Below are 20,901 nucleotides of genomic sequence, written 5' to 3' on the forward strand. Positions count from 1 at the left end.
GACCCCGGGCCGAAAGGGGTTCAACCGGATGCCGCCGTTCGCGGCGAGGTCGCCGCTCCTACGCCATACAAGCGCCTCAACCCATGAGCCGACCGATAGCCTCGATCGGCACATCAGTCTGCGTGTCGATCACCACCACCGGTTCATCCGCGCCCAGGGTCTGCGCACTGGCCAGCTGATGCTCCAGCACCTCGATGCCCGCATCGGAGGCATCCCGGTCCGCTGCCTGCCGCGCCCGGATGCGCGCCCGCAACACGTCCTCCGGCGCCTGGTAATCCAGCACGTGGAAAGGCACACCCAGATGCCTGGCCAGTGAAGCGAACCGGTCCCGCTGCGCTCGCTTAAGGAACGTCGCATCCACGATCACGGAAAACCCCGCGCCGAGCACAGCCGTCGCGAGCCCTTCGAGCCGCGCATAGGTGCGTTCCCCCATCTCGCTGGAATAGATCCCGCTGCCGACACCGCTCAGGTCCCGTTCCCGGCTGTCCATGCCGGCGAGCCGCTTGCGTTCCACGTCCGAGCGGATACGGATAAGGCCAAGTTGCTCCACCAGCGGCTGACTGGCGGTGGTCTTGCCGGAGCCGGAGAGGCCGTGGTTGATGAACAGTACCGGGCGGGCAGGGTGGGTGAGCCGTTCGGCCAGGTCCAGGTAGCCGTGGCAGCGGGCCTCCGCCTGCGCGCGTTCGGTATCACCGATGCCCGCCTGGCCCAGTCGGATGCCGCTCACCTTGGCGCGCACCATGGCGCGGTACACCTGGTAGAAGCGCAGCAGCGTCAGGCCGGAGTAATCGCCGCTGCGTTCCAGCCAGGCGTTGAGGAAACGATTGGCATGGCTCGGCGCGCCCCGGTCCATCAGGTCCATGGTAACGAAGGCCACCTCGCTGATGATGTCGATCCAGCGCAGGGCCTCGCTGAACTCGATGCCGTCGAAGATGAGCAGGTGCCCGTCGATGTGGGCCATGTTGCCCAGGTGCATGTCGCCGTGGCACTCGCGCACGAAGCCCTGTCGGTGGCGTTCATCCAGCGTCGCGGAGAGCGCCCGGTGGTGCTCGAGGGTCCAGGCCTCCAGCCGGTCCAGCTGTGCCAGGCGATCCCGGGTGTTCACGAGTGGGCGCAGTTGCCTGAAGTTTTCCGTCATGGGCGCCAGCACGGCCTCGGGGGTGCCGTGGGCATCGTCCGGCGCAGCACTCGGGATGCGGCCATGGAAGTCCGCCACGCAGTCGGCCAGTTCGTCCATCCATGCCAGGGGCAGGGCGTTGCGCTCGAGCAGCGCGTCCAGTTGCCGGTCCCGGTCGAAGCGGGCCATGCGCACGGCGTATTCGAACGCCTGTTCCTGGCCGTCGAATGCCGGGTGGTCCGGGTCGCCCGAGAAACCCACCACCGCCTGGTACAGGTCCGGGGCCAGGCGCCGGTTGATGCGCAGTTCCTCCTCGCAGAAAAAGCGTCGCCGCTCCAGGGTGGAGAAATCCAGGAAGCCCAGGTCCAGGGGCTTCTTGAACTTGTAGGCGTAGTTGCCCGCCAGAAGCACCCAGGAGATGTGGGTCTCGATGCATTCCACCGCGTCCACCGGATGGGGATAGTGCTCGGGGCGCCGGAGGGCCTCGATGAGTCGGTGCTGGATCTCTGTCTGTACGTCCATGGGTATCGGGTATTGTCGTTCAGGAATTCAACGCAAAGGCGCAAAGGCCGCGAAGAGACTGATCGAATGGCTTTTTTGCGTCCTCTGCGTCTTTGCGACTTTGCGTTGAGGCTTTTGGGGTCTTCCAGAACATGCGCTCCATGGTAACGCATCACCCCACTGCTACGGGTGCACGGATCAAACCGCCGAAAACCCTGTAGAATCCCGGCCCCATGGCACGCCGCAGACCCAGCAAACCGACCCGTACCCGCCGTCCGGCCAGGTCCCGCCGCCGCAGCTCATCCCGCAGGCCTCTGCGTCTCTGGCGGGGGCTGTTTCTGGTCATGCTCGTGGGCCTGCTGGGCCTGGGCGGCTACACCGCCTACCTCGACTACGAGATCCGCAGCCAGTTCGAGGGCAAGCGCTGGTCCCTGCCGGCGCGGGTGTTCGCCCGGCCCCTGGAGATCTACCCGGGACGGGAGCTGGATCGCGCGCAGCTCACCCGGGAACTGGAGCTGCTGCACTACCGCCGCGGCGATGCCATCCGCAGCGGCGAATTCCGGGAGCAGGGCGGGCGCCTGATCCTCAGCACCCGGGGCTTCCCCTTTGCCGACGGCGTCGAGCCGCCCCGGCGCCTGAGCGTGGACCTGCGTGACGGCCGGGTGGCCGCCGTGACGGAACTGGAGACCGGCCGCCCCGCCGCCCTGGTGCGCCTGGAGCCGGCCCTGATCGCCAACATCTACCCGCGCCACGGCGAGGACCGGGTCCTGGTGCGTCTGGACGAGGTGCCGCCCCTGCTGGTCAGCGCGCTGATCGCCGTGGAGGACCGCAAGTTCTACGAGCACCACGGCCTGGACTTCTCCGCCATCGCCCGCGCCGCCTGGGCCAACCTGCGCGCCGGACGCACGGTGCAGGGTGGCAGCACGCTTACCCAGCAGCTGGTGAAGAACTACTTCCTCACCCAGGATCGGACCCTGCGGCGCAAGTTCAACGAGGCCATCATGGCCCTGCTGCTGGAATGGCGCTACGAGAAGGACGAGATCCTGGAGGCCTATCTCAACGAGGTCTACCTGGGTCAGGACGGCGACCGGGCCATCCACGGCTTCGGTCTGGCCAGCCAGTTCTACTTCCAGCGGCGCCTGGACGAGCTGCATCCCGAACAGATCGCCCTGCTGGTGGCCCTGGTGCGCGGGCCTTCCTTCTACGATCCCAGGCGCCGCGCCGAGCGCGCCCAGGCCCGGCGCGACCTGGTGCTGGACATCCTCGAGGCCCAGGGCGGGCTGGAGCGGGACGTGCTCGCCCGCGCCAAGGCGCGCCCCCTGGGCGTGGGCGCCCGGCCGCCCTCGGGCATCACCCCGTTTCCCGCCTTCCTGGACCTGGTGCGCGAACAGCTGCGTCGGGACTACCGGGAGCAGGACCTGCAGACCGAGGGCCTGCTCATCTTCACCACCCTGGACCCGAGCATCCAGCTGGCCACCGAGGCCGCCGTGGCCCGGCGCCTCGCCCAGATCGAGCGCGCCCGGGGCATCGAGGCAGGCAGCCTGCAGGCGGGCGCCGTGGTCAGCGCCGTGGACAACGGCGAGGTGCTCGCGGTGGTGGGCGACCGCAACCCGCGCAACGCCGGCTTCAACCGGGCGCTGAACGCCCGCCGCCCGGTGGGCTCCCTGGTCAAACCGGCGGTCTACCTGGCCGCCCTGTCGCGCCCCCGCCAGTACACCCTGGCCACCCTGCTGGACGACGGCCCGCTGACCCTGACCCTGGACGACGGCACCGAGTGGAGCCCGCGTAACTACGACCGGGAGTACCACGGCATGGTGACGGCCCTGGACGCCCTGGTGCACTCCTACAACATCGCCACCGCGCGCCTGGGCCTGGAGGTGGGGCTCAATGCCGTGATCCAGCAGATGCAGCGCCTGGGCGTGAGCCGCAACCTGCGCCCCTATCCCTCCCTGCTGCTGGGGGCCGTGGAGCTCACGCCCCTGGAGATGACCCACATGTACCAGTCCCTGGCCGCGGGCGGTTTCGAGACCCCGCCCCGGGCCATCCGCGAGGTCATGGACGCCAACGGCCAGCTGCTCAACCGCTATGCCCTGGACCTGCGCCAGGCGGCCGACCCGGCCGCCGTGTACCTGGTGACCGCCGCCCTGCACGAGGTCACCCGGCGCGGCACCGGCGCGAGCCTGCGCGGCCTGCTGCCCGAGGACCTGCCGGTGGCGGGCAAGACCGGCACCACCGACGACAACCGCGACGCCTGGTTCGCCGGCTACGCCGGGGACTTCCTGTCCGTGGTCTGGGTGGGCCGCGACGACAACGCCCCGATGGGCCTGACCGGCTCATCGGGTGCGCTGCCCGTGTGGGCGGATCTGATGAAGGACATCAGCCGCCGCGGCTTGGAGCCCATCCGGCCCGATGGCGTAGAATGGCTGCTGATCGACCCCGCCAACGGCCTGCGTGCCGTGGAAGGCTGCGAGGGCGCCCAGTGGATGCCGTTCATCGAAGGTTCGGCACCCGCGGGCATGTCTCCCTGCGCCGAGGGGGTCCCCGCCGCGGTGCGGCGATCCTTCCGCTGGTTCAGAGGGCTGTTCGAGTAATGCAACGATTCCTGCGTCTGGTGCCCGCCCTCGCGGCGGTGCTGGTCCTTGCCGCCTGCGCCCCGCCCCAGGCGACCCGTCCCGATGGTGCCCCGGGTCCTGCCGGGGAAGTGTCCACGGATCCCCAGATCGCCCCGGTCCCCCTGGGGGCCCCTGACGCCCGTCCCGCCATCGCCCGCGAGCCCGCACCGGCCGACACCCGCACGGGCGGTGCCGATGCGGTGGTGGCGCTGATGAGCGAGGCGGATCGGCAGCTGGTGGCCGGCAACGCCGACGGCGCCGCCGCTTCCCTGGAACGGGCCCTGCGCATCGACGCCCGCGACCCGCGCGTGTGGCAACGCCTCGCCGTGGTGCGACTGCAGCAGGGCCAGCCCGCCCAGGCCGAGGCCATGGCGGTGCGCTCCAACGGACTGGCCCGGGGCGACCGTGCCCTGATGGCCCGCAACTGGCGCATCATCGCCGAGGCCCGGCGCATGGCCGGCAACGCCGCCGGCGCACGCGAGGCCGACGCCCGCGCCAACCAGCTCTCCGGCGAGCCCGGATGAACCCCAACGCCTCAGAGGTCCTGGGCCCCGACGGCCCCCTGGCCGAAACCCTGACGAACTTTCGCCCGCGCGCCGCCCAGCAGCAGATGGCCGCGGCGGTGGAGCGTGCCCTGGAGGCGCGCCAGGCCCTGGTGGTGGAGGCGGGTACCGGCGTGGGCAAGACCTTCGGCTACCTGGTGCCGGTGCTCATGGACGGCCGGCGCACCATCCTCTCCACCGGCACCAAAAACCTCCAGGACCAGCTGTTCCAGAAGGATCTGCCCTTCGTGCGCGACGCGCTGGTCGGCGCGGGCCTCGGCCGGGTTCCCCGGGTTGCCCTGCTCAAGGGCCGCTCCAATTATCTCTGTCGCCATCGCCTGGACCTGGCCCGGGAGGACGGCCGGCTCGGTGCCGCGCAGACCGATCAGCTGCTGCGCGTGGTGCGCTGGGTCTCGCGCACCACGCGCGGTGATATCGGCGAACTCTCCGGCATCCCCGAGGATTCGCCCCTCTGGCCCCAGGTCACCTCCACCCCGGACAACTGCCTGGGCCAGGACTGTCCCGAGTACGAGGACTGCTTCGTGGTGCGCGCCCGGCGCGAGGCCCAGGAGGCGGACCTGGTGGTCATCAACCACCATCTGCTTATGGCGGACCTGACCCTCAAGGAGGAGGGCTTCGGAGAGATCCTGCCCTCCGCCGATGCCTTCGTGCTGGACGAGGCCCACCAGCTGCCGGACGTGGCCTCTGCCTTCTTCGGTCGTTCCGTGGGCAGTCGCCAGCTGCTGGACCTGGCCCGGGACGCGGTGGCCGAACAGCTGCGCGAGGCCTCGGACATGGGCGACCTGCGCGATGCCGCCGATGCCCTGTCGATGGCGGTGGCCGCCCTGCGCAGCGAACTGGGCGCGACCAGCGGCCGCAGCCCCTGGACCCGCCACGAGCAGGACGCCCGGATCACCGGGGCCATGGACAGCCTGGTGGCGCGCCTGGAGACCCTGGTCATGTGGCTGGACACCGCCGCCGACCGGGGCAAGGGCCTGGAGCAGTGCGCCCGCCGGGCCAATACCCTGCGCGCCCGCCTGCTGGCCTTCATGAAGCCTGAGCCCGACACCGTGCGCTGGGTGGAGACCTTCACCCGGGCCTTCGCCCTGCACGCGACGCCGCTCAACGTGGCCGAGCGTTTCGGCGAACGCATGCGCGCCTATCCCAGCGCCTGGATCTTCGCCTCGGCGACGCTCTCCGTGGGCGGACGCTTCGAGCACTTCACCGGCCGCCTGGGCCTGGAGCAGGCCGAGACCCTGATGCTCGACAGCCCCTTCGACTACAGCCGCAACGCGCGCCTGTACCTGCCCGCCAACATGCCCCAGCCCAACGCTCCGAACCACACTGCCGCCGTGGTGGAGGCCGCATTGCCGGTGATCGAGGCCAACCCCGGTGGTACCTTCATGCTGTTCACCAGCCACCGCGCCCTGCGCGAGGCGGCACAACTGCTGGAAGGCCGCCTCGAGCGCGAACTGCTGGTGCAGGGCACCGCCCCCCGGGACGAACTGCTGGCGCGCTTCCGCGCGGCCGGTGACGCGGTGCTGCTGGGCGCCCACAGTTTCTGGGAAGGGGTGGACGTGCGCGGCCGTGCGCTCTCCTGCGTGATCATCGACAAGCTGCCCTTCGCCGCCCCCGACGACCCGCTGCTGGAGGCCCGCCTGCAGGCCATCCGCGACGCCGGCGGCAATCCCTTCATGGACTACCAGCTGCCCCAGGCGGTGCTCAGTCTCAAGCAGGGCGTCGGGCGCCTGATCCGCGACGTCACCGACCGGGGCGTGCTCATGCTCTGCGATCCGCGCATCCGCACCAAGGCCTACGGGCGGCTGTTCATCAGCAGCCTGCCGCCCATCCCCAGACTGGACAACCTGGCCGAAGTGGCCAGTTTTCTGATGACCGAGGAACCCGAATTCGACGAGGTTGCTGGCACCCTATGAAACTCCTGAGCATTGAGACCGCCACCGAGGCCTGCTCCGCCGCCCTGTGGCTGGACGGCGCGCTGACCACCCGCTTCGAGATGGCGCCCCGGGAACACACCCGACTGATCCTGCCCATGATGGACGCACTGCTGGCGGAGGCCAGCGTGCGCCTGGCGGACCTGGATGCGCTCGCCTTCGGTCGCGGACCCGGCGCCTTCACCGGTGTGCGCATCGCCGCCGCCGTGATCCAGGGTGCCGCCTTTGGCGCGGATCTCCCCGTGGTGCCGGTCTCGACCCTGGCCGCACTCGCCCAGCAGGGCCTCGACGCCGGCGCGACCCGGGTACTCGCGGCCCTGGACGCCCGCATGGGGGAGGTCTACTGGGCTGCCTTCGAGACAGACGCTGAAGGACTCGCCGTGTCGGTCGGTCCCGAGCAGGTGCTCGCCCCCGATGCGGTGCCGGTGCCCGAAGGCCAGGGCTGGCGCGGCGTGGGTTCCGGCTGGGGGGCTTACGAACAGGCGCTGCGTGCGCGTCTGGGTGCCTGTGTCGGTGACATCGACCCTGCGCCGTATCCCGCCGCCGCCGAGGTGGCCCGCCTCGCCGTGCGCGACTTCGCCGCCGGCCTGGCCGTGCCCGCCGAACAGGCCTTGCCCGGTTTACCTGCGGGACAAGGTAGCAGAGAAGCCGAAACCGCAGTGATTGAGTGTGCCCATGTGTGTTGCGCGGAGAGCGCAGAGACGCAGAGGACGCCAAGAAGTCTTGCGCGGAACACGCCCATCAGTCAGGCAAGCCCCGGTTGCCCGTGTTGGCCATGATCGTCCATGGGTGGGCCGGGTTCACTTCGATCCCCTTTGCGGCCTCTGCGTCTCCGCGTCCTTTGCGTCATCACACCGAACCCACGAGCGCTTTCATGACGACACCCGCCACAGCACCACCACTCTTCCAGGCGCGCATCCGCACCCGCCCCGAGGACTTCATCGTCGAGGAGCTCTCCGCCGCTGATCCCGATGGCCAGGGTGAGCATGTCTGGGTGTTGCTGGAGAAGACCGGCTGCAACACCGAACACGCCGCCCGTTGCCTGGCCCGTGCAGCCAACGTATCCCGCAGCGCCGTGGGCTATGCCGGCCTCAAGGACCGCCACGCCGTCACCACCCAGTGGTTCAGCGTCCAGCTCCCCGGCAAGGACGCCCCCGACTGGTCCGCCCAGCTCGGCCCCGAGTTCAGGGTCCTGCGCTCAGAACGTCACAGCCGCAAGCTCAAGACCGGCTACCTCCTGGGCAACCGCTTCCGCCTGACCCTGCGCGAGTGCCGCGGCGATCGCGCCGGTCTGGAACAGCGCCTCGAGCAGATCCGCGGCCACGGCGTGCCCAACTACTTCGGCCCGCAACGCTTCGGCCGGGAGGGCGCCAACCTGGACAAGGCCCGCGCCATGTTCGAGGGCAAGATGCGAGTGCGCGACAGGAAGCTGGCCGGTCTCTATCTCTCCGCCGCCCGCTCCGAGCTGTTCAACCGGGTGCTGGCCCGTCGCGTGGAACAGGGCAACTGGTGCCGGGCCCTGCCCGGGGACGTGATGACCCTGGACGGCAGCCGCAGCCATTTCCTGGCCGAGGCCGTGGACGCGGCTCTGGAAGGGCGGGTTCGCATCGGTGACGTGCATCCCAGCGGACCGCTGTGGGGCAAGGGGGAGCTGGCGACCCGCGGCGAAGTGGCTGCACTTGAACAGGCCGTGGCAGAGGCTGAGCCGGTGTTCGCCCAGGGTCTCGCCCAGGCCGGGCTCAAACAGGAGCGGCGCGCACTGCGCATGAGGGTGAACGGCTTGAGCCATCAATGGCTCGACGAGGAAACCCTGGTGCTGGCGTTCGAGCTGCCTCCGGGTGGCTACGCGACCATGGTGCTGGCGGAGATCGCGGCGGTGGTGGATGCGGGCACGGGGGCGATGGAGGAGTAGCCCGGAGTCAGCGAAGGCTTGCGGCCTCTCGGCCTGTCTCGCTTGCTCATAGGGCGGCCCGTGGCCGCCGGCTGACCTTGAACCTGCGGCGGACGGCGGGCACGGCCCGCCCTATGACGACTACAAGGCCGATGAGGCCGGATCAGGAAACAGGACGATGCGCGCAAAGGGAAGAATTTATGACTGGAAGGATGATCGCGGTTTCGGCTTCATCAGGCCGAATGTGGGGGGCAAGGAGGTCTTTGTCCATATCCGGTCCTTCAACAATCGAACCCGAAGACCCGTCAGGAATGAGATCGTGACCTACGACCTGGTCATCGATGACCAGGGTCGGCCGAGGGCGGAGAAGGTCGCATTTGCCGGGGAGCGCGTTGCCATGGGCACCCCGGCCAGGCGGGTGACGGCGCCTCTGGTGTTTGCCGGGGTGTTCCTGTCCTTGGTCACGGTGAGCGTCCTGGTCGGCCTGTTGCCGGTCATCCTGCTGGTCTGGTACCTGGCCGCCTGTCTGGTGACCTTTTCCGCCTATGCCCTGGACAAGTCGGCCGCCCGGCAGGGCAGGTGGCGCACCCAGGAAAGCACCCTTCATTTGTTTTCCCTGGCGGGCGGCTGGCCAGGCGCCCTGATGGCCCAGCAGCGCTTGCGTCACAAGTCCAGGAAGCAGCCGTTCCAGACGGTGTTCTGGCTGACAGTCCTGCTTAACTGCGTGGCGTTGGGCTGGCTCTTGTCCCCCATGGGCAATGAGCTTCTTAAGGTCATAGCCGCCTTGCCCTGACCACGGCAACGCCCTACAGGTTACGCAAGGCCTCGAATCCCCTTTGGCTGCCCTGATGCCCCGGATCGAGGGAGAGTGCCCGTTCGTAGGCGGCCTTCGCCTCGCGCAGTAGGCGCAGGTCCCGCTGCCGGTCTCCCGCCTTGTGATGGATCAGGCCTCTCAGGTAGTGGGCATATGCGTTGCGCGGGTTGTGGGCCAGGGATTTTTCCACCACCGCCAGACTGCGGGCGTCCTGACCCTCCTGGTGCAGCCGGAAGGCCCAACGGTTGTAGTGCTGAGTGGCCGCTGCCTCGATGCGCTCGGCGAATGCAGCGAGAGAATCCTCGCTGCCGCCCCGGAAGGGGGAGAGTCTGACCGGGGCTTCGCCACTGGCCGGCACCAGCACGTAGAAGGAGGGGTAGCCGGTACCGCCGTATTGTCTGAACAGGGCCATCTCCTGGGGGCCCCGTTCCGGGTTGATCTCCACCTTCTTTATTCCTGAGAGCGTGCTGCGCACCGCGCCGTTGCGCAGGTAGCGATCATTGAGCTGGCGGCACCAGGGGCACCAGTCGGTGTGGAAGTACACCACCAGGGGTTGTTCTGAGCGTTGCGCGTCGGACAGCGCGAGGGTGTGGCCGGCCGCACCGTGACGCCAGTCTGACCAGGCCGCCGGCTGTGCGAGGGTGAGTGCGGGCGTGACAAGGGCCAGGATCAGGAGCAGTGTGTGGATAGGGTGTGTTGTCATGAAAATCCCTTTATGGCGAGGATGGCGTCCTGCTGGATGCGCCGCAATGGCGCGCATCGAAATATGCTGGATTTTGTTCATGATCTCAATGGCATCCTCAATCGTGCTTCGATCTGGATATGTGCAAGGAGACGTGCAGGTACTTCTTCTATTACAAGGCCATGAGAGCGTGGGGCTGGGGAACGCTGTACCCTGCGGTTGGGTGAGAAAGCAAGGCGTGATCATGCCGGTGGCTGTATTTTTCACAGGGTCGACTATACACAGGTGAAGTTCTTCACCGATTCGGGTTCTCCACATGACGGACACCCACGACAACACTGCCCAAGTGGCGGAGGGCATCCGCCGCCTGGGTTTCGTGCGCTGGCACGAACGCACCCTGATCGTGGCCCACCTGCACCTGGTCACCTGCCTGCTGGGCCTGCTGCTCATTCCCATCGGCATGGAGGCCTTCAGCGACCCGACCACTGCCTGGGAATGGATACAGCGCTATGGCCTGATGATCGGCGGTGCCTTCCTGGGGTTCTTCGGCCTGAACCGTTACGTGATCAACATCGTTCGCGCCTGGCAACGTTCCGAACGGGCCCGGTGTCCCCAGTGCAATGCCTACGGGAAATTTGATGTGCAGACCTACGGCGTCGATTCGGCCGCCGAGGGCGCCGGCAGCGGTGCACGTGACTCGGGGGGAGGGTGGATACGGGTGCAGTGCCGAAAGTGTGGTGAACAATGGAACATCTAGTGGCGTCAGTGCCGGACTTTCGCGTCAGTGGGCTTCAGGGGCCGATCTGACGTAGAGTGAGGGAAGAACATCTGGCGTCGCACACGGCGTGGAAGTTCCTGGCTCACCCATCGAACCCATTGGCGGCATTCCATGATCGAATCCATCCTCCTCACCGCGGCCCGACTCTCCACCTTCAACGGACAGCAACTCCTCACCAATGCCAGCGGCTTTTTCTTTGCCCGTGACGAGCGGCTGTTCCTGGTCACCAGCCGTCACGTGATGCACGATGAACCCAGTGGTCATGACCCGGATCGCATCGAGATCGAACTGCACATCGACGCGGACAACATGGCCCGTTCCACTGGCTTCTCCATGCTGCTCTATCGGGATGGCGTGGCCCAGTGGCGCCAGGGCGTGGACGAAGCCGGCGAGATCGACGTGGCTGCCATCGAGATCGATCGGGCCGCGCTGCCCGATACGGTCATCTACAATGCTTTCACCCCGGAGCACCTGCTGGGTGAGTTCGACCAGGTGGAAGTGGGGACCTCGCTGCTGGTGGTGGGTTTCCCCCTCGGGTTTCACGATACCCTGCACCACATGCCCGTAGTGCGCCAGGCGGCGGTGGCGTCCTCCTTCGGGCTGCGCTTCAAGGGGGAGGGCTATTTTCTGACCGATGCCCGGACCCACAGAGGTACCAGCGGGGCACCCGTGGTGATGCGTATCACGAACCCTTCCCGTGCCAACGAGGTGCTGCCCTGGATGCTGCTGGGCGTGCACTCGGCGCGGCTGGACGTGGGGACCCGGGACCTGATACTGGATGAGGCCCTGGGTCTCAACTGTGCCTGGTATGCGGATATCCTGATGACCTTGACTGAAAACTGAACGCAGACATTCCCATGCTGATGGTTGGAGCCTTGTCTCCATCGCAGCGTTGCGTTTCGCCAGGAGAAATGACTCATGGCCATTAATGCAATTCCCGTGGATCAGCGGGTCATCGACATCGACTCGCGACGCTTTGCCTCCATCGAGAAGGCCCTGGTGGAGCTGGTCACCAACAGCGATGACAGCTATGCCCGCCTGGAGAGACGGGACAAGGATGTGAGCGGACGGATCCTGGTCCAGTACGAGCGCCACAAGCGGGGTGCCCTGCTGACGGTGGTGGACCAGGCGGAGGGCATGTCCTTCGAGCGGGCCTGCCTGATCCTGAGCTACGGCGGGGCGCACAGTTCCCTGGCCAACGGCCTGGCCGGCGGACGCGGCTATTTTGGTCGCGGCCTCAAGCAGGCCATTTTCGGCCTGGGCTACGGATGGCTGGAGACGATCCATCATGGGAAGCTGTCGCGTATCGAACTGTTCCGTGCCGAGAATGGCGGTTACCTCTACGACGACGGGGGTCATGATCGCCCAGCCACCGACAGGGACCGTGAACGCCTTGGCATTGCCGAGGACGGCACCCGGGTCGCCATCGTCATCGAAAATCCCCAGGTGAGCATCTCCCATTTCGGTTCCGTGGTGCACTCGCTGTCCAACAACATCTACCTGCGCGATGTGCTGATCCGGCGCTACGTGGAGGTGGCGCATCTCAATAATGGCAAGGAGATCGAGCGCAGCGGCCGGGTGCAGTTCGAGGAGCCGCCGTCCGTGGTGCTGATCGGGCCCGAGATGCAGGGTCAGTTCCAGCACGAGAAGCACACCTATCCCTTCACCCTCACGCTCAAGCGCGCCCTCGATGTGGAACTCACACCTCGGGGCGACGAACGCACCAACGGGCTGGTGGTGCTTTCCGGTATGGCGGTGCTGGACTGCCAGCTGTTCGATTACGAGAACCAGGTGGGCACCGAGTACCTGTTCGGCACGGTCCGCTGTCCGGCGCTGGTGGAGAAGCTGGGACAGGGCGTGGCCGTGATCAGCGACGAACGGGCCGGGCTGAACCCCAAGGACCCCTTCGTGGCGGCCTTCTACAAGGCGGTCAGCCGGATGATCGCGCCCTGCGTCATGGCGGAGCAGGAGAAACTGAGACACCTGGAGCGGGCCAGCACCTCCGGTCGGACCACCCACATGATCGAGCATCTCCTGGCGCGTATGAATCGTGCGGCGATCCACGACCTTGGTATCACCGTGCCGCCATCCCCCGACCATCAGTTACACGATGTCGAGGAACCGGAACACCCGGCGGCACTTCGATTCAGCACACCCTTCTATTACCGCAAACCCGACCACCCGTTCCACGTGAGCCTGCTGGTGGATCCGGGCCAGCTTGCCGATGATGCGACACTGAGCATCGAGACCACCCTGTCTGCCGGGCTGACCATGGACCCGGTGCCCGGAGCGCTTCCGGTCATCGTGTTGCGAGACAATCCGCGGTTGCAATGGACCGTGAGCGGTGCCTCACCCGGTGATCATGGCGAGATCGTCGTGCGTGCCGGCAACTACCTGGCCTGGTGCGAGATCGTCATCGCAGAACACGCCTCGGGACACAGCCATCACGCCAAGGGGCACGTGACCAGACGCCGTCTGCCCAGGGACCATGGCGAGGTCATGTTTACGGGCTACGAATTCCGTTATCTCGGCAAGGACATGGACAGGGCCGTGTACAGCCCGGAGGAACGCAAGATCCTCATCAACACGGCGGCGCCGACGGTGCAGCTGTACGTGGATGGCCGTGGCAACTTCCGGGATTCCGCCAGGCTATTGCTGGCGGAGCTGTTCATGGATGTGATTTCCGACGAGCTGGCGCGCTACAGGATCGCCAGGTCAGGGCAGAACAATGACGTGGATGCCTTTCATGCCGCCAAGCGGGAGATCATCCGCCGCTATGGCAGCGATATTCACCTGTCATTCCAGAGCGGGTGAGGGCGGCGAATGAAACGGGACACGGGGTTATAGGCCCCGTGCCCCGTCTGAGGTGTGGCGATGGGTGTCAGAAACGGTAGGTCACGCCAAGGCTCACCACCGGGTAGAGCTTGAAGTCGCTCAGTTCGTCCTTCAGGGACTGCTCTTCACGTCGCAGGTCATCCTCGAAGCCAGGGTCAGAGGTCCCCGGGCCGGTGGCTGAAAGCCGTACATCCGGAGAGCCGGTGAACATGACGCCCGCATCCAGGGCGAAGGCAACACGGCCTCCCCGGACGGCGTTGCCGTAACCGATGCCCAGATAGGGGGCGGCATCGGTCCAGTCCACGGTGGCGTCCAGCCGCACGTCATAGGTGTCGTTGCCGATCTCCAGGTCGCCTGCGGCGCGACCCTTGAGCTCGTTGCCGTTGTAGAACAGGCCGGCGGTCATGCGGAAGCCGCCGCCACCGGGATGCCAGTCCAGCATCGCGGCGGCGCTCTGGAGGTGCAGGTCGCCCTTGTAGTCGATGCCTTCCTCCTCGAAATCGTAGCCGTATTTCAGGCCGTAGATACCGCCGCGCAGGTTCAGGGTCTCGGTCATGCCCAGCGTCGCCTCCAGACCCAGGCCGGTGGTGCCGACCTTGGCGCCGAGGGCGATGCCCTGGGCGGCGGCGACGCCGCTGACGCCGCTCAGAACCAGGGCCAAAGCAATTGCTGATCCAGGTTTCACGATAGAACTCCTGTGTGTATTGTTGGATGCCACCATTCTATGGAATTGCCCGTGGCTGGTGGCCCTGTTTCATCGGGCCAAACCCGCCGCTCAAGGAGGTTGAACACAGCGATGACACAAGAACTCAAGATGTACACGTCTCTGGCCCCCTACTGGTCATTGATCACGCCCGCGGAGGATTATTCGGAGGAGGCTGCGTTCTATGAACAGTTGCTGATCGAACACTGCCAGGGCGCGGCCCGCACCGTTCTGGAGCTGGGCTGTGGCGGTGGTAACAATGCGACCTATCTGAAGAAGCGGTTCGTGATGACGCTCACGGATCTCTCAAGTGAGATGCTCGCGGTGAGCCAGCGGCAGAACCCGGAATGCGAGCACCTGCAGGCAGACATGCGCACCCTGCGCCTTGGCAGGCAGTTCGACTGCGTGTTCGTGCAGGACGCGGTCTCCCACATGAACACCGAGGCGGATCTGCGCATGACCATGGAGACCGCCTTCCAGCATTGCCGCCCCGGCGGGGTCGCCCTGTTGATGCCCGATGCCGTGCGCGAGCACTTCTGTCCATCCACCGAGTGCGATGGTCATGATGACGGGGTCCGCGGCCTGAGGTACCTGGAGTGGACCTGGGACCCTGATCCCGACGACAGCCAGTACACGGTGGACTTCGCCTATCTGCTCCGGGATGAGAACGGGGCCGTGACCACGCTCCATGATCGCTTCGTGCTCGGGCTGTTTTCCCGCCAGGAATGGCTGAGCTGGCTCGAGGCGGTGGGGTTTCAGGCCCATGCGGTGCCCATGGACATCGATGGCGTGGAGCCGGGCCGATACGAGGTCTTTGTGGCCAGGAGGCCTGTCTCCTGACCGGGTGGTGAAACCTCGACCTGTTCAACCTGTCAGTTGATACACTGTGTCCAGCTGATTCGGACCCTGCAGCGCATTCCGAAAGCTGCTCACAGCCACGTCCTGTCTGCCCGTCCAGACGGCATGCTCACCCCAACTGAGGACATCCCATGAAGGCACTGCTGATTACGCCCGAGAACCAGTCCATCGAGGAGATTCAGATCTCCGGCAAGGAGGACATCGTCCGGCTGGTGGGTTATGACACCCTGGAGTCCGACGAGGTGGGCGATCAGGGAGACCGGCTGTTTTTTGACGAGGAATGCTTCCTGCGCGCGACCCCTGGGCGGTTCCAGATCGACAGCCTGATCCCGGTGTCCGGCAAGGGCGTGGTGGTTGGCGTCGCGGATGACGGCGCGACCCTGAAGGATGTCAGCCTGGACTGCGATGGTCTGCGCAGCCGATTGAAGTTCCTCTAGTCGACCTTTTCAGTGCCGCAGGACCGAGAAAGACATGAAAGACAAAACCAGTGAAGGCATGGACACCGACAGCGACGTCTACAGGACGCTGCTGGAATCCACCCGTGCAATCCCCTGGAAGATCGACTGGCAGACCATGCAGTTCGCCTACATCGGACCCCAGATCGAGGCCCTGCTCGGCTGGAGCCAGGACAGCTGGGTGAGCGTCGAGGACTGGGCGCAGCGCATGCACCCCGAGGATCGGGACAAGGTGGTCAATTTCTGCGTAAGCCAGTCCCGGGCCGGAACGGATCATGAGGCGGATTACCGGGCCCTGACCGCCGATGGCCGTTACGTGTGGATCCGCGACGTGGTGCACGTGGTGCGCAACGAGGACGGCGAGGTGCAGGCCCTGGTGGGCTTCATGTTCGACATCAGCGAGCGCAAGAAGACCGAGCAGGAACTGGTCCGCCTGCAAAAGGAGCTGGAGGAGCTTTCCTTCAAGGACGGCCTGACCGGCCTGGCCAACCGGCGCATGTTCGACTCGGTGCTGTCGCTCGAGTGGAGCAATGCCCGGCGCAACCACCAGCCGTTGTCCCTGATCCTGCTGGATATCGATTATTTCAAGCAGTACAACGACTGTTACGGCCATCTGCAGGGTGACGATTGCCTGATGCGCGTTGCCCGGATCCTGGAGTCCGCCGCCACCCGCGCCCGGGACTTCATCGCCCGCTTCGGTGGCGAGGAGTTCGTGCTGATCCTGCCCGAGACCGATGCGCAGGCGGCGGAGAAGGTGGCCCAGCGTTGCCGTACCCTGATCCTGGATGCCGGGATTCCCCATGAGAGTTCCGAGTCCTTGCCGTTCCTGACCGCGAGCCTCGGAGTCAGCACCATCATCCCTTCCCATGGGGACGAGCCGGGCGAGTTCGTGGATGAGGTGGACAGGCTGCTGTACAAGGCCAAGCAGGAAGGCCGCAACCGGGTCGAGTCGCTCGTGTAGTGGCACGACTGCGGGGGCGCGGGGTCCTGTCCCCCATCTCCTTACGCCATCGCTCGCGCGGGTACCATCCCCGGATGCGGGGCGTTTCTGGCGGCCTTTCGGGCCCGTAACGGGCCTCAGGACAGGCTCCGATCGCCCGTACCAGGCGCCGAAATCCCCCTCTATTCCATCGAAAACCTGCCGTTCATCGCGTTCCGGATACCGCTCATGCGGCTGGTGCCTCCATGGCCGATTTCCACCGGTGACAGCGAATTCGTGCAGGAATAAAGTGTGACCAGCATCACATAAGTCGGGGTGGCGGACTCACTTAAGTCCCAGACACCCCGGCGACCCTCACAACCTCTTTTCCCCAAGGTATTTGTGTCATGAGAAGGAATGCGCTTGCACTGGGTGTGGCGCTGTCGCTGGCGAGTGCCGGACAGCAGGCCATGGCCATCGAAGATATCCGCATCAACGGCTTCCTCACGGCCGCCGCCACGCAGACGGACGCCGACAGCCCCTACAACATCGACCTGGCCTCCGATGCACTCCGGTTCGATGGTCGTGACAACCGCCTGGGCCTGCAGATCGCCGCGGACATCAACGAGCGCATGAGCTTTACCATGCAGCTGCTGGCACGCGCCGTGCCGGACAACTTCAATGCCGAGGCCGACTGGGCCTTCGTGGGCTACAACGTCAGCGACGACCTGCAGGTGCGCGCCGGCAAGGTCAAGCTGCCCACCTTCCTGACCTCCGACTACATCGAGGTCGGCTACGCCTATCCCTGGATCCGCCCCCCCCAGGAGGTGTACAGCCTGAGCCCGATCACCTCCCTGTCGGGCGTGGACGTGCTCTGGACCGTGCCCGTCGGTAACAACCGGCTGCTGGTTCAGCCCTACTACGGCAACTCCAGCGGTACGGGCTTCGTGACGGGTATGCAGGCTGAAAGCGGTCCTCCGTTCCCAGAGGTCGGTACCGAGGTGAACTTTGAGGCCAAGCAGCTGGCCGGCATCAACTTGGCGCTGAGCACCGACATCGGAACCTTCCGCGTGGGCTATCTGACCACCAAGGTGAGCTCAGCCTTTGAAGTGAATGGGAACAGATTGATCGATGACGACAAGGCCACCTTCATGAGCGTGGGCATGAATATCGATTGGAACAACTTCGTGGGCTATGCGGAGTGGGCGGCTCGCGACCAGGACGGTGGTGCAGAGTTTGGCTTCCCGGACCAGAAGGCCTGGTACGTGACCGCCGGCTACCGCATCGGGCCCTGGCTGCCGAGCATCACCTATGCGCAGCTCGAGGCCGGTTCGCCGGACAACGAATCGGTGAAGGCCTACACCCAGGAGCAGTCCTCGGTGACCCTGGGCGTGCGCTACGAACTGGCCGCCGGTGCGGCGTTGAAGTTCGAGGCCACCCGTGTCGAGCCCAAGAACGACAACATCGGCCTGTTCGACGGCCCGCTGGGCAGCAGCAACGCCAATGTCTACGGCCTTGCCCTCGACGTCGTGTTCTGAGGATCCGCATCCATGAAATTCATCAAGAAAGCCGTCGCAGGCGGCCTCATCGGAGCGGCACTGTTCTGCAACGCGGCCCTGGCGGAACTGGCCATCATCGGCCATCCCGGCATCAGCCTGCGTGGCGTCACCCATGATGAAGTGAGCAAGGTCTATCTCGGCACGCTGAGCAGCCTGGAGGGCGTGAGCGTCAGGCCCGTCGACCAGGCCGTCGGTAGCCAGACCCGCAGCGAGTTCTACGGCAAGGTGGCTGGCATGGGCGAGGCACAGATTGCCCGTTACTGGTCGCAGCGCATGTTCAGCGGCAAGGGCAGGCCACCGCCGACGGTGGCGGATGATGCCGCCGTGAAGGACTGGGTCATCAGGACACCGGGCGGCATCGGTTACATCGATAGCAGTGCCGTGGACGGCAGCGTCAAGGTGCTGTCGATCGTTCCCTGAGCCGGTGTTGCAGTGCCGGTGAGGTGGGACGAACGCAGTAAGCAGGGATGACACGCGCCGGGTCGAGGCCGCACTCGTGTGGCTTCGACCCCGGCAGGGAAGGGCCGGTACGGTGCGGGGGTGCATGCGGCTGACCGCGTGCAATCTGTTCATCGGGTCGTGACATCTCGTGAGGTGGTCAAATGTCGATGCGTTCACTGTTGATAGTACTGTTCATCCTGACCGGCTCCACCGGTCTGGCCAGTGCGTCCTGGGAGGGTGTTTTCAACTTCCAGCAGCGGCTCGCCCAACAGGGTAACCCCGAAGCCCAGTTCAGACTGGGTGACATGTACGAGCAGGGGCTGGGCGTGGCGCAGGATGAAGCCCAGGCACGCCACTGGTTTGAAAAGGCCAGTGAACAGGGCCATCCGGAGGCAAACGTCCGGCTGATGAAGCTCGAGGCCCGTCTGCTGGAAGCCCCCCAGGAGACGCAGGAACAGGTCCGCCGCGAAGAGGAGGCCCGCGAGCGTGCCCGGCAGGAGGCCGCCGCTCGAGAACAGGCCCAGCGTGAGGCCGAGGCGCAGGAGCGTGTTCAGCGTGAGGCACAGGTCCGTGAACAGGCCCGCCGTGAGGCGGAGGCCCGTGAACGTGCCCAGCGCGAGGCACAGGCCCGTGAACGTGCCGAGCGTGAGGCACAGGCCCGTGAACAGGCCCGTCGAGATGCTGAAGCCCGGGAACAGGCACGCGCCGCAGCAGCCGCGACAGAGGCCCAGTCTGACGCTGCATCCAGCCTGCCTGTCCCGAACCAGGAACAGTCCACATGGAGTCTCGATGACCCGGAACCGGGCCAGGTGGCGGAAGCAGCCGGGGATCGCCAGGAGAGGGGCTTCTCCACAGATCCCTGCGCCAGCCCTGCCGCCCGTTTCACCTCCACCTGTCGAGACCGCAGATAACCGAAATCCCCCGTCCGTGGTGGCGGGGGAGGGCACTTAACGGATGTTCAAGACCTCCATGATGACCTTGCTCAAGTCGGCTACGAGGCGCGCCTCTGGGCTCGCCCCCCGCCGAAGCCACTGGATGGTGGCAGCCCAGTGTGCACTGATCGTGTTGCTGGCCACGGCGCCCGTGGCGGCTCAGAACCTCTCCAGTTCTCTGTTGCGCATCGAGATGATGCAGGCGAAGGGTGGTGACCCGGAGGCGCAGTTCACCCTGGGGGCCCGTTACGAGGACGGCAACGGGGTGGAGAAGAATCCGGCCGAGTCCCATCGCTGGTATTCCCTGGCGGCCAATGCCGGGCATGCCGGCGCCCAGTTCCGGCTGGGGCGGCTCCATGAGCTGGGAATCGGTGTGCCCGCCTCCTCGGAAACCGCCCAGGAATGGATCAGGCTCGCGGCCAGCAACGGCCACGAGGGTGCCCGCCAGCACCTGGCGGCCCAGGAGCGTGAGCGTGTTGCGGAGGAGGCCCGTGCCGCCCAGCGTGCCCTGGCCACCACCGCACCACGGCCTGCACCCCGGCCCGCACCGGCACCACAGCCTGCGCGGACCGAGGCCCCGGCTGCTGTTGCGTCCGCACCGCGGCCGCCTGCCCCCGAACCCGAAGTGCGGCCCCAGCCGGCGGCACAGGCCCCGGCCCCCGCACCGGCGGCTCCGGAGCCCGCAGCGCCTGCCATGCCCGACATCCGCGACGTGGTGGTCAACGCCAGCTGGTCGAACGCAGGCACGCCTGCCCTGTACCTTCCTTCCACGACCACCAGCTGCGTGGTTTCCGGTGAGGAAGTGGTGTGTTTCTCCCGGGAGCAGATGCGCCGGCTGGAAGGCCAGGAAGTGACCTTCATCACCCGGACCACCCTGTCGGACTTCAACGCCGAAGGCTCATTCAGGGTCAGTTTCATCCACAACGTGGTGGACCTGAGAAGACGTGGTCAGGGACCCGACGATCCGGTGCCGGAAGGTCTGCGTGCGGAGCGCGGCTGGCTTGATCCGGCGATCTCACTGCGGTGCCAGGCCGCCTCTCGCAATGAGGTGCGCTGCGAGGGCAGTGCGGGTGAACGGGTCTTCCTGAACCAGTGAGCTGACAGTCTCCGGGATTTTCCGGATGGGTGTTCTCCGCATGGTGGCACCTGTCAGTACAATGTAAATGCATGAAGACGCGGGGCCTCTGTGTCATTCAAGCACAGACCCAGCGTCTGATCTCTGCTCTTAGAGGAGCCGTCCTGGCTTCTGCTCGATTCTTTGACCCTTAATTACCGTTGTCATGGAGGGGCCGATGGCCGCTGCAATCGAG

At 66.2% G+C, this 20,901-nt stretch carries 19 protein-coding genes; 16 read left to right on the forward strand and 3 right to left on the reverse strand.

The window, feature by feature from the left end; all coding sequences use genetic code 11:
- Positions 1-76 precede the first annotated feature (76 nt).
- Entirely contained in the window at positions 77-1,639 is a 1,563-nt protein-coding gene (locus TGR7_RS07050) for a bifunctional aminoglycoside phosphotransferase/ATP-binding protein (RefSeq protein WP_012637974.1), read from the reverse strand.
- Positions 1,640-1,851: 212 nt separating this feature from the next.
- Between TGR7_RS07050 and mrcB the strand changes: the two genes are divergently transcribed.
- From mrcB to TGR7_RS07080, 6 genes are all read left to right on the forward strand, one after another.
- The gene (mrcB, locus tag TGR7_RS07055; protein ID WP_041441199.1) at positions 1,852-4,209 is read left to right on the forward strand and encodes a penicillin-binding protein 1B; all 2,358 of its coding nucleotides are present in this window, start codon (positions 1,852-1,854) and stop codon (positions 4,207-4,209) included.
- The gene (locus TGR7_RS07060; RefSeq protein WP_012637976.1) at positions 4,209-4,754 is read left to right on the forward strand and encodes a tetratricopeptide repeat protein; all 546 of its coding nucleotides are present in this window, start codon (positions 4,209-4,211) and stop codon (positions 4,752-4,754) included. Before mrcB ends, TGR7_RS07060 begins: the two co-directional genes overlap by 1 nt.
- Entirely contained in the window at positions 4,751-6,706 is a 1,956-nt protein-coding gene (yoaA, locus tag TGR7_RS07065) for a DNA repair helicase YoaA (RefSeq protein WP_012637977.1), read from the forward strand. Before TGR7_RS07060 ends, yoaA begins: the two co-directional genes overlap by 4 nt.
- A complete protein-coding gene (tsaB, locus tag TGR7_RS07070; RefSeq protein ID WP_012637978.1) occupies positions 6,703-7,503 on the forward strand; it encodes a tRNA (adenosine(37)-N6)-threonylcarbamoyltransferase complex dimerization subunit type 1 TsaB in 801 nt (266 codons plus the stop codon). Before yoaA ends, tsaB begins: the two co-directional genes overlap by 4 nt.
- 95 nt (positions 7,504-7,598) lie before the next feature.
- Entirely contained in the window at positions 7,599-8,636 is a 1,038-nt protein-coding gene (gene truD, locus TGR7_RS07075; RefSeq protein WP_012637979.1) for a tRNA pseudouridine(13) synthase TruD, read from the forward strand.
- A gap of 157 nt (positions 8,637-8,793) precedes the next feature.
- Positions 8,794-9,408, forward strand: a complete 615-nt coding sequence (locus tag TGR7_RS07080) for a DUF1294 domain-containing protein (RefSeq protein ID WP_012637980.1) — start codon at positions 8,794-8,796, stop codon at positions 9,406-9,408.
- A 13-nt stretch (positions 9,409-9,421) separates the two neighbouring features.
- Here the strand turns inward: TGR7_RS07080 and TGR7_RS07085 are convergent, their stop codons facing one another.
- Positions 9,422-10,132 carry a thioredoxin family protein gene (locus tag TGR7_RS07085; protein WP_012637981.1) on the reverse strand — a complete coding sequence of 237 codons (711 nt, stop codon included), beginning with the start codon at positions 10,130-10,132 and terminating at the stop codon, positions 9,422-9,424.
- A 295-nt stretch (positions 10,133-10,427) separates the two neighbouring features.
- Here TGR7_RS07085 and TGR7_RS07090 point away from each other — a divergent pair, with 295 nt between their 5' ends.
- The 3 genes from TGR7_RS07090 to TGR7_RS07100 all read left to right on the forward strand — a co-directional run bounded on the left by TGR7_RS07090 (position 10,428) and on the right by TGR7_RS07100 (position 13,703).
- Entirely contained in the window at positions 10,428-10,868 is a 441-nt protein-coding gene (locus TGR7_RS07090) for a hypothetical protein (RefSeq protein WP_012637982.1), read from the forward strand.
- 132 nt (positions 10,869-11,000) lie between these two features.
- Positions 11,001-11,732: a S1 family peptidase gene (locus TGR7_RS07095; protein WP_012637983.1), complete on the forward strand. Its 732-nt coding sequence runs from the start codon at positions 11,001-11,003 to the stop codon at positions 11,730-11,732.
- 75 nt (positions 11,733-11,807) lie between these two features.
- Positions 11,808-13,703, forward strand: a complete 1,896-nt coding sequence (locus TGR7_RS07100) for an ATP-binding protein (RefSeq protein ID WP_012637984.1) — start codon at positions 11,808-11,810, stop codon at positions 13,701-13,703.
- Between the two features lie 67 nt (positions 13,704-13,770).
- Here TGR7_RS07100 and TGR7_RS07105 read toward each other — a convergent pair whose 3' ends face one another.
- On the reverse strand, positions 13,771-14,409 hold the full coding sequence (locus tag TGR7_RS07105; RefSeq protein ID WP_012637985.1) for a hypothetical protein: 639 nt from the start codon (positions 14,407-14,409) through the stop codon (positions 13,771-13,773).
- A gap of 111 nt (positions 14,410-14,520) precedes the next feature.
- Here TGR7_RS07105 and TGR7_RS07110 point away from each other — a divergent pair, with 111 nt between their 5' ends.
- The 7 genes from TGR7_RS07110 (at position 14,521) to TGR7_RS16760 (ending at position 20,687) form a co-directional block, all read left to right on the forward strand.
- A complete protein-coding gene (locus TGR7_RS07110) occupies positions 14,521-15,267 on the forward strand; it encodes a class I SAM-dependent methyltransferase (protein WP_012637986.1) in 747 nt (248 codons plus the stop codon).
- A gap of 149 nt (positions 15,268-15,416) precedes the next feature.
- A complete protein-coding gene (locus tag TGR7_RS07115; RefSeq protein WP_012637987.1) occupies positions 15,417-15,722 on the forward strand; it encodes a hypothetical protein in 306 nt (101 codons plus the stop codon).
- A 34-nt stretch (positions 15,723-15,756) separates the two neighbouring features.
- On the forward strand, positions 15,757-16,701 hold the full coding sequence (locus TGR7_RS07120; RefSeq protein WP_012637988.1) for a GGDEF domain-containing protein: 945 nt from the start codon (positions 15,757-15,759) through the stop codon (positions 16,699-16,701).
- Between the two features lie 365 nt (positions 16,702-17,066).
- Entirely contained in the window at positions 17,067-18,197 is a 1,131-nt protein-coding gene (locus tag TGR7_RS07125) for a porin (RefSeq protein WP_012637989.1), read from the forward strand.
- 12 nt (positions 18,198-18,209) lie between these two features.
- Positions 18,210-18,638 (forward strand): type 2 periplasmic-binding domain-containing protein, encoded by a 429-nt coding sequence (locus TGR7_RS07130; protein ID WP_012637990.1) that lies wholly within the window; start codon positions 18,210-18,212, stop codon positions 18,636-18,638.
- A 182-nt stretch (positions 18,639-18,820) separates the two neighbouring features.
- Positions 18,821-19,570 (forward strand): tetratricopeptide repeat protein, encoded by a 750-nt coding sequence (locus TGR7_RS17675; protein WP_012637991.1) that lies wholly within the window; start codon positions 18,821-18,823, stop codon positions 19,568-19,570.
- Positions 19,571-19,613: 43 nt separating this feature from the next.
- A complete protein-coding gene (locus tag TGR7_RS16760) occupies positions 19,614-20,687 on the forward strand; it encodes a tetratricopeptide repeat protein (protein ID WP_012637992.1) in 1,074 nt (357 codons plus the stop codon).
- Positions 20,688-20,901 lie beyond the last annotated feature (214 nt).

Origin of the sequence: Thioalkalivibrio sulfidiphilus HL-EbGr7, from assembly GCF_000021985.1 — a bacterium.
GTDB classification, from domain to species: Bacteria; Pseudomonadota; Gammaproteobacteria; order Ectothiorhodospirales; family Ectothiorhodospiraceae; genus Thioalkalivibrio_A; species Thioalkalivibrio_A sulfidiphilus.

Excerpts from the sequence above, each read along its gene's own strand:
- TGR7_RS07095 (WP_012637983.1), top strand. The coding sequence starts at position 11,001 with ATGATCGAATCCATCCTCCTCACCGCGGCCCGACTCTCCACCTTCAAC.
- TGR7_RS07130 (WP_012637990.1), top strand. The coding sequence starts at position 18,210 with ATGAAATTCATCAAGAAAGCCGTCGCAGGCGGCCTCATCGGAGCGGCA.
- TGR7_RS07120 (WP_012637988.1), top strand. The coding sequence starts at position 15,757 with ATGAAAGACAAAACCAGTGAAGGCATGGACACCGACAGCGACGTCTAC.
- mrcB (WP_041441199.1), top strand. The coding sequence starts at position 1,852 with ATGGCACGCCGCAGACCCAGCAAACCGACCCGTACCCGCCGTCCGGCC.
- TGR7_RS07100 (WP_012637984.1), top strand. The coding sequence starts at position 11,808 with ATGGCCATTAATGCAATTCCCGTGGATCAGCGGGTCATCGACATCGAC.
- TGR7_RS17675 (WP_012637991.1), top strand. The coding sequence starts at position 18,821 with ATGTCGATGCGTTCACTGTTGATAGTACTGTTCATCCTGACCGGCTCC.
- tsaB (WP_012637978.1), top strand. The coding sequence starts at position 6,703 with ATGAAACTCCTGAGCATTGAGACCGCCACCGAGGCCTGCTCCGCCGCC.
- TGR7_RS07050 (WP_012637974.1), bottom strand. The coding sequence starts at position 1,639 with ATGGACGTACAGACAGAGATCCAGCACCGACTCATCGAGGCCCTCCGG.
- TGR7_RS16760 (WP_012637992.1), top strand. The coding sequence starts at position 19,614 with ATGTTCAAGACCTCCATGATGACCTTGCTCAAGTCGGCTACGAGGCGC.
- truD (WP_012637979.1), top strand. The coding sequence starts at position 7,599 with ATGACGACACCCGCCACAGCACCACCACTCTTCCAGGCGCGCATCCGC.
- TGR7_RS07060 (WP_012637976.1), top strand. The coding sequence starts at position 4,209 with ATGCAACGATTCCTGCGTCTGGTGCCCGCCCTCGCGGCGGTGCTGGTC.
- yoaA (WP_012637977.1), top strand. The coding sequence starts at position 4,751 with ATGAACCCCAACGCCTCAGAGGTCCTGGGCCCCGACGGCCCCCTGGCC.
- TGR7_RS07125 (WP_012637989.1), top strand. The coding sequence starts at position 17,067 with ATGAGAAGGAATGCGCTTGCACTGGGTGTGGCGCTGTCGCTGGCGAGT.
- TGR7_RS07080 (WP_012637980.1), top strand. The coding sequence starts at position 8,794 with ATGCGCGCAAAGGGAAGAATTTATGACTGGAAGGATGATCGCGGTTTC.
- TGR7_RS07110 (WP_012637986.1), top strand. The coding sequence starts at position 14,521 with ATGACACAAGAACTCAAGATGTACACGTCTCTGGCCCCCTACTGGTCA.
- TGR7_RS07090 (WP_012637982.1), top strand. The coding sequence starts at position 10,428 with ATGACGGACACCCACGACAACACTGCCCAAGTGGCGGAGGGCATCCGC.
- TGR7_RS07085 (WP_012637981.1), bottom strand. The coding sequence starts at position 10,132 with ATGACAACACACCCTATCCACACACTGCTCCTGATCCTGGCCCTTGTC.
- TGR7_RS07115 (WP_012637987.1), top strand. The coding sequence starts at position 15,417 with ATGAAGGCACTGCTGATTACGCCCGAGAACCAGTCCATCGAGGAGATT.